Genomic DNA, 5040 nt, shown 5'->3' with positions numbered 1-5040 from the left:
CCGCTGACGGGACTGCCGCTGGCGGACGGAGCCGCCCTGACGGAACGGCCGTACGCGGTCATGGTCAACAACTTCTCCGCCGCTCGCCCCCAGAGCGGGCTGACCCATGCCGACATGCTGTGGGAGGTGCTCGCCGAGGGCGGCATCACGAGGCTGATCGCCGTCTTCCAAAGCGATGCCGGCTACAAGGGAGCCGTCGGCCCGGTCCGCAGCATCCGCCCGTACCTGATCGAGATCGGGGAGTCGTTCCATGGCGTCCTCACCCATGCGGGCGCGAGCACGGACGCCTACGACATCCTGCAGCATCAGGGCAAGCCGTATCTCGACGAGATATCCAATGCGGGCGGCTACTACTGGCGGGACAAGACGCGCAAGGCGCCGCACAACCTGTACACCGATCTGGAGAAGATCACGAAGATCGCCGGCCGCAAGGGCTACCTGAAGTCGGCGGGAGGGCCTTCCTACACCTTCTCCTCGAGCCCTGCGGTCGATGCCGCCTCTCCTGCGGCCACCTCCGTGGAGCTGAAGTTCCAGCTGCAGAATTACAAGGTTTCCTATGAGTACGATGCCGGCTCGGCAACGTACAAGCGCTTCATCGACGGCAAGCCGCATGAGGACCGGGAGACCAAGGAGCAGCTCTCCGCCGCCAATCTCGTCGTCATCGGGGCCAAGCACCGGGCGTACGACGATTACGGCCGGCTGGAGGTCGGCCTGAAGGACGGCGGGCCGGCGCTGCTCATCCAGCGCGGCCAAGTCATGGAGGCGCAGTGGAAGCGCGGCGCGGACGGCTCGTTCCGCCTCGAGAAGGACGGGCGGGAGCTGAGCTTCGTGCCGGGCAAGACGTTCTGGCATGTCATGCCGCTCGATCCTTCGCTTGAGGGCCATGTCAGCTACAGCTAGCTTCATTCGATTTTCATCGTCCGGGAGAGAGCATCCTGTCATCGGACCTGCCGAACGCCGGAGCGGATTTCCCCGCCCGGCGTTTTCGTTCTTCCTTTTTCGGCATAGGAGCGGAAGAAAGGGGAAGACTGGGATCAGGCGAAAAAGGTCGAACGTTGTCGAAAAAACGACAATTTCGTGTCCGGCGGCCCGTTTTCGTTTACAAATTCTTTACAAGATGCGATGCAACTGTGATAAGATTAGTTCGGCCCAAATTGGGCAGGCAGCATCATTTTCCTGAAAGCAAAGGGGACGAACATGGCCAAGAAGAATATTTTCTTCAAGACGCTGGAAGAGATGGCGGACACAATTGTCGAATGCGTGGAGTATTTCGCCCGCGGTGTCGAGGATTTGACGAATGTCGGCGAGTTTGCCAAGGTGATGAAAGATTACGAGAGCCAGTGCGACCGCTATACACATACGATCATTACGGAGCTGAACAAGACGTTCATTACGCCGATCGAGCGCGAGGACATCATGGCGCTGACGACGGCTCTCGACGATGTCGTCGACGAGATCGAGGCTTGCTCCTCCCGCTTCGAGATGTACCAGGTTACCGACCATGACGAATACATCCGCCTGTTCGCAGACAATCTGGTCCGCAACTCGCATCAAGTCAAGAAAGCGATCTACCTGCTGTCCCAGAAAAAGCTGCTTGCCATCCGCGAGCCGAATATCGCCATCAACGAGCTGGAAAATCAGGCCGACGATCTGCTGCGCGTCTGCATCAAGGCGCTGTTCGCCAACGTCAAGGACCCGATCGAGCTCATCAAGCGCAAGGAACTGTATGAAATGCTGGAGCAGACGACCGATTACTTCGAGGACGTCGCCAACACGCTTGAAACCATCATCATGCGTAACAGCTAATAGGATAGGGGACTAACCGCAGCCCATGGATACTACATTTGTCGTCATGATAGCGGTGGTGTTTCTGGCGTTGGCATTCGATTTCATCAACGGATTCCACGACACGGCCAACGCCATCGCCACCTCGGTCTCGACCCGGGCGCTCAAGCCGCGCGTAGCCATCATCATGGCCGCCGTCATGAACTTCGTCGGCGCGCTCAGCTTCACCGGCGTCGCCAAGACGATCGGCGGCAGCGTCGCCGACCCGGCCAAGCTCGCCCACGGCGAGCAGATCGTCATCGCGGCGCTGCTCGGCGCCATCATCTGGAACCTCGTCACCTGGTGGTTCGGCATCCCGTCGTCCTCCTCCCATGCGCTGATCGGCGGCCTGGCCGGCGCAGTCATCGCGGCGGACGGCTTCGGAGCCATCAACGCAGGCGGCTTCACAAACATCATCAAGGGCCTGATCTTTTCTCCGTTCATCGCCTTTGCGATCGGCTTCACGCTCATGTGGATCCTGAAGCTGATCTTCGCCAACGGCAACCCGCATCAGCTCAACAAGGGCTTCCGCACGGGCCAGATCATTACGGCTGCATTCCAGTCGTATACGCACGGCACCAACGACGCGCAGAAGGCGATGGGCATCATCACCTTCGCGCTCGTGGCCGCAGGCATCCAGGACCACCTGGAGGTTCCGCTGTGGGTCAAGCTGTCCGCAGCGACGGCGATGGCGCTCGGCACGTCGGTCGGCGGCTGGAAGATCATCAAGACGATGGGCACCAAGATCTTCAAGATCGAGCCGATCAACGGCTTCGCGGCCGATCTCGGCTCTGCCGCCGTCATCTTCACCGCGACGCTGATCCACTTCCCGGTCAGCACGACGCATGTCATCACGTCGTCCCTGCTCGGCGTCGGCAGCGCCAAGCGCTTCGCCAACGTCAAGTGGAGCATGGCGGGACGCATCGTCATTTCGTGGATCATCACGATTCCGATCGCGATGGGCCTGTCCGCCGTCATGTACAAGATCATCGAATGGATCTTCCTGTAGGCGCATTGGACGGCTCCTCTTCATCCTGCAAGGCAAGCAGCCCGTCCGGACCGCTTCAAGCGGCCGGGCGGGCTGTCTTTTGCCCTGAACAAGTTATTCATCAAACTTCTGTCTGCGCCCTTTCCGGCGCCGGCGGCTGCGGCTGCGCGGGCCTTTGGCGTAACCGCCCTTGCCTTTGCGGGAGCCGGACGGACGGCGTTTCTTGTTCCTCCTTCTTTTTTTCGATGGTTTCCAGTCGTCGTCGTCCAGGTTCACCAGCTTGGATTTGTCCGAGCCCTTCTTGCCGAACGATCCCATCATGACCTTCACCAGCGGAGCCATCTGCTGGACGCTGCCGATGATCTTCTGGGCTTTGGTCATCGTGCCGAGAATGCCGTCGAGGCCGCCGATCCGGTCTACGAAGCCTTTGAGATCCGACAGCTTGTCGAGCGAGAACAGGCTGCTCTTCTTCTCGACTGCGGGAGCGGCCGCTTCCAGCGTGGCCAGCGGTCCGATCGACGTCGCGGGACCGGACGGCATCGCGGAAGGGAACGAGGACGGCATCGGAGCGAAAAGCGAATGCTGGGGCATATGCTGAAAAGGGAACGAATCACCGAGGCCTGGGAAAATGCCTCCCTGAGAAGGCGGTCCGGAAGCAGGTGTGTTGCGCTGGCCGGATGGAGGGTAAGAATTCGGGTTCACTTGCAATCACATCCTTGGTATGAGGCGGATTTATTCCGCTTTTGTTACAGTGTATGGAATAGGCGGGCGTAAGGTATGGACGATAGCCCGGTTTTTGCCGAAAAACCCATGGGGGGATGCCTGCAGGAAATTCCCACGGGAAAGGAGAGCTTCTGGTCCTGCGGCATCGAGATGCTCAGGAACAAAACGGGGATTCATTGGCTGGTGCGGGCAGGTTCCGTTGGGACCGCATCTCCAGACTTATTGGAAGGGACTCTTTGCCTTCTCCCGATGACAGCGGCGGCCAGCCGGAAGCATCGGCCGTAATCGAGCGTTACGTTGGAATTGAGCTGCGAACGGAATGTGCCGCGGCGCGGCCGTTATGGAGGTCGTGAAAGCCGCCGTTAGGCAGCGTTTAGGCAGCATAAGACAAGGCTTGCCGAGGGAGGGCTCCGCCGCGGAATAAGAGCTGTTTCGACGATTTATTCCGATAGCGTTTTCATTTTTCTATTGTCCTCTAAAGCGTGAACACGGTGACTGGTTGTTTTCTTCGCCGTATCCCTTTAGAATGAAAGGTAGCGACACTAGCCAGAAAGTCAGCGATACTCTTACCGAGGTGAAGGATTAATGCAGCTAAAGAAGCTGAACGATAAAGCAATCGACCAATTATTCGAAGCGGTACTCACGCTCAAGAGCGTGGAAGAATGTTATGTGTTTTTTGACGACCTGTGCACAGTCAACGAAGTCCAGTCTCTCTCGCAGCGCCTGGAAGTCGCTCGCATGCTGGGCAAGGGAAGCACGTATAACCAGATCGAAGCCGAGACGGGAGCGAGCACGGCGACGATCTCGCGCGTCAAGCGCTGCCTGAACTACGGCAATGACGGGTACAAGATGACCCTCGACCGCCTGAACCGCTAATGAGCTCCGCAGGCCGTCATATTCCGCTTGGCAGTCCGGAGGGGGAGCGGTCCTTGCAAGCATCGGCGACGCCATCATCCTCTTTTCCTTCCCCGATTGTCCGTCCCGGCATTCTTGTCATCAGCCACGGCTCCCGCGACGGGGGCTGGGTGGCGCTCGTGGACGAAGCCGTCGAGGCGGCAACGATACGACTTCAGCAACCGGCCGGCCCTGTGCCGGTCGTTTCGTCGTTTCTGGAGATCGTGGAAGGGCGCCTGATCCAGGACGGGGTCGACGAGCTGCTGGAACGCGGCGTCACGGATATTTTCGTGCTGCCGCTGTTCGTTTCGTCGGGAGCGACGCATGTCGACGACATCATGCAGGCGTTCGGCCAGCCGCCGGCGGGGCTTAGGGAGGGCGAGCTCGAGGTGTTTCATGTCGGCGGCGCCCGCATCCATCCCGGCCGGCCGATCGACGACGAGCCGGAGATCGCGGAGCTGCTGCTCGCGAACATCCGGGAGCTCTCGCGCGATCCGGCGAGCGAGGCGCTGCTGCTGATCGGCCACGGCTCGCGCGAGCCCGTGTTCCACGGCCGCTGGCGCGAAGGGATGACCCGGATGGCGGAGCGGATCCGGGCTGCGGGCGGCTTC

General features: G+C 60.1%; 6 protein-coding genes. 5 read left to right on the top strand and 1 reads right to left on the bottom strand.

Annotated elements, in window-relative coordinates:
* From BN871_RS22455 to BN871_RS22445, 3 genes are all read left to right on the top strand, one after another.
* Nucleotides 1–900: DUF3048 domain-containing protein (locus BN871_RS22455; RefSeq protein ID WP_048748990.1), on the top strand; the 900-nt coding region annotated here is incomplete at its 5' end.
* Nucleotides 901–1197: 297 nt separating this feature from the next.
* Nucleotides 1198–1806 carry a DUF47 domain-containing protein gene (locus BN871_RS22450; RefSeq protein WP_048748988.1) on the top strand — a complete coding sequence of 203 codons (609 nt, stop codon included), beginning with the start codon at nucleotides 1198–1200 and terminating at the stop codon, nucleotides 1804–1806.
* Between the two features lie 25 nt (nucleotides 1807–1831).
* Nucleotides 1832–2833 carry an inorganic phosphate transporter gene (locus tag BN871_RS22445; protein WP_021881925.1) on the top strand — a complete coding sequence of 334 codons (1002 nt, stop codon included), beginning with the start codon at nucleotides 1832–1834 and terminating at the stop codon, nucleotides 2831–2833.
* Between the two features lie 93 nt (nucleotides 2834–2926).
* Here BN871_RS22445 and BN871_RS22440 read toward each other — a convergent pair whose 3' ends face one another.
* Nucleotides 2927–3514 carry a hypothetical protein gene (locus BN871_RS22440; RefSeq protein ID WP_021881924.1) on the bottom strand — a complete coding sequence of 196 codons (588 nt, stop codon included), beginning with the start codon at nucleotides 3512–3514 and terminating at the stop codon, nucleotides 2927–2929.
* A 606-nt stretch (nucleotides 3515–4120) separates the two neighbouring features.
* Here BN871_RS22440 and BN871_RS22430 point away from each other — a divergent pair.
* On the top strand, nucleotides 4121–4411 hold the full coding sequence (locus BN871_RS22430; protein WP_021881922.1) for a YerC/YecD family TrpR-related protein: 291 nt from the start codon (nucleotides 4121–4123) through the stop codon (nucleotides 4409–4411).
* Between the two features lie 53 nt (nucleotides 4412–4464).
* Nucleotides 4465–5040, top strand: a 576-nt coding sequence (locus BN871_RS22425) for a sirohydrochlorin chelatase (RefSeq protein WP_232313266.1), incomplete at its 3' end; no start/stop codon positions are given.

The sequence above is a fragment of the Paenibacillus sp. P22 genome, from assembly GCF_000469945.2.
In the GTDB taxonomy this organism is placed as follows: domain Bacteria; phylum Bacillota; class Bacilli; order Paenibacillales; family Paenibacillaceae; genus Paenibacillus_O; species Paenibacillus_O humicus.
This window is presented reverse-complemented; position numbering and strand designations above follow the sequence as displayed.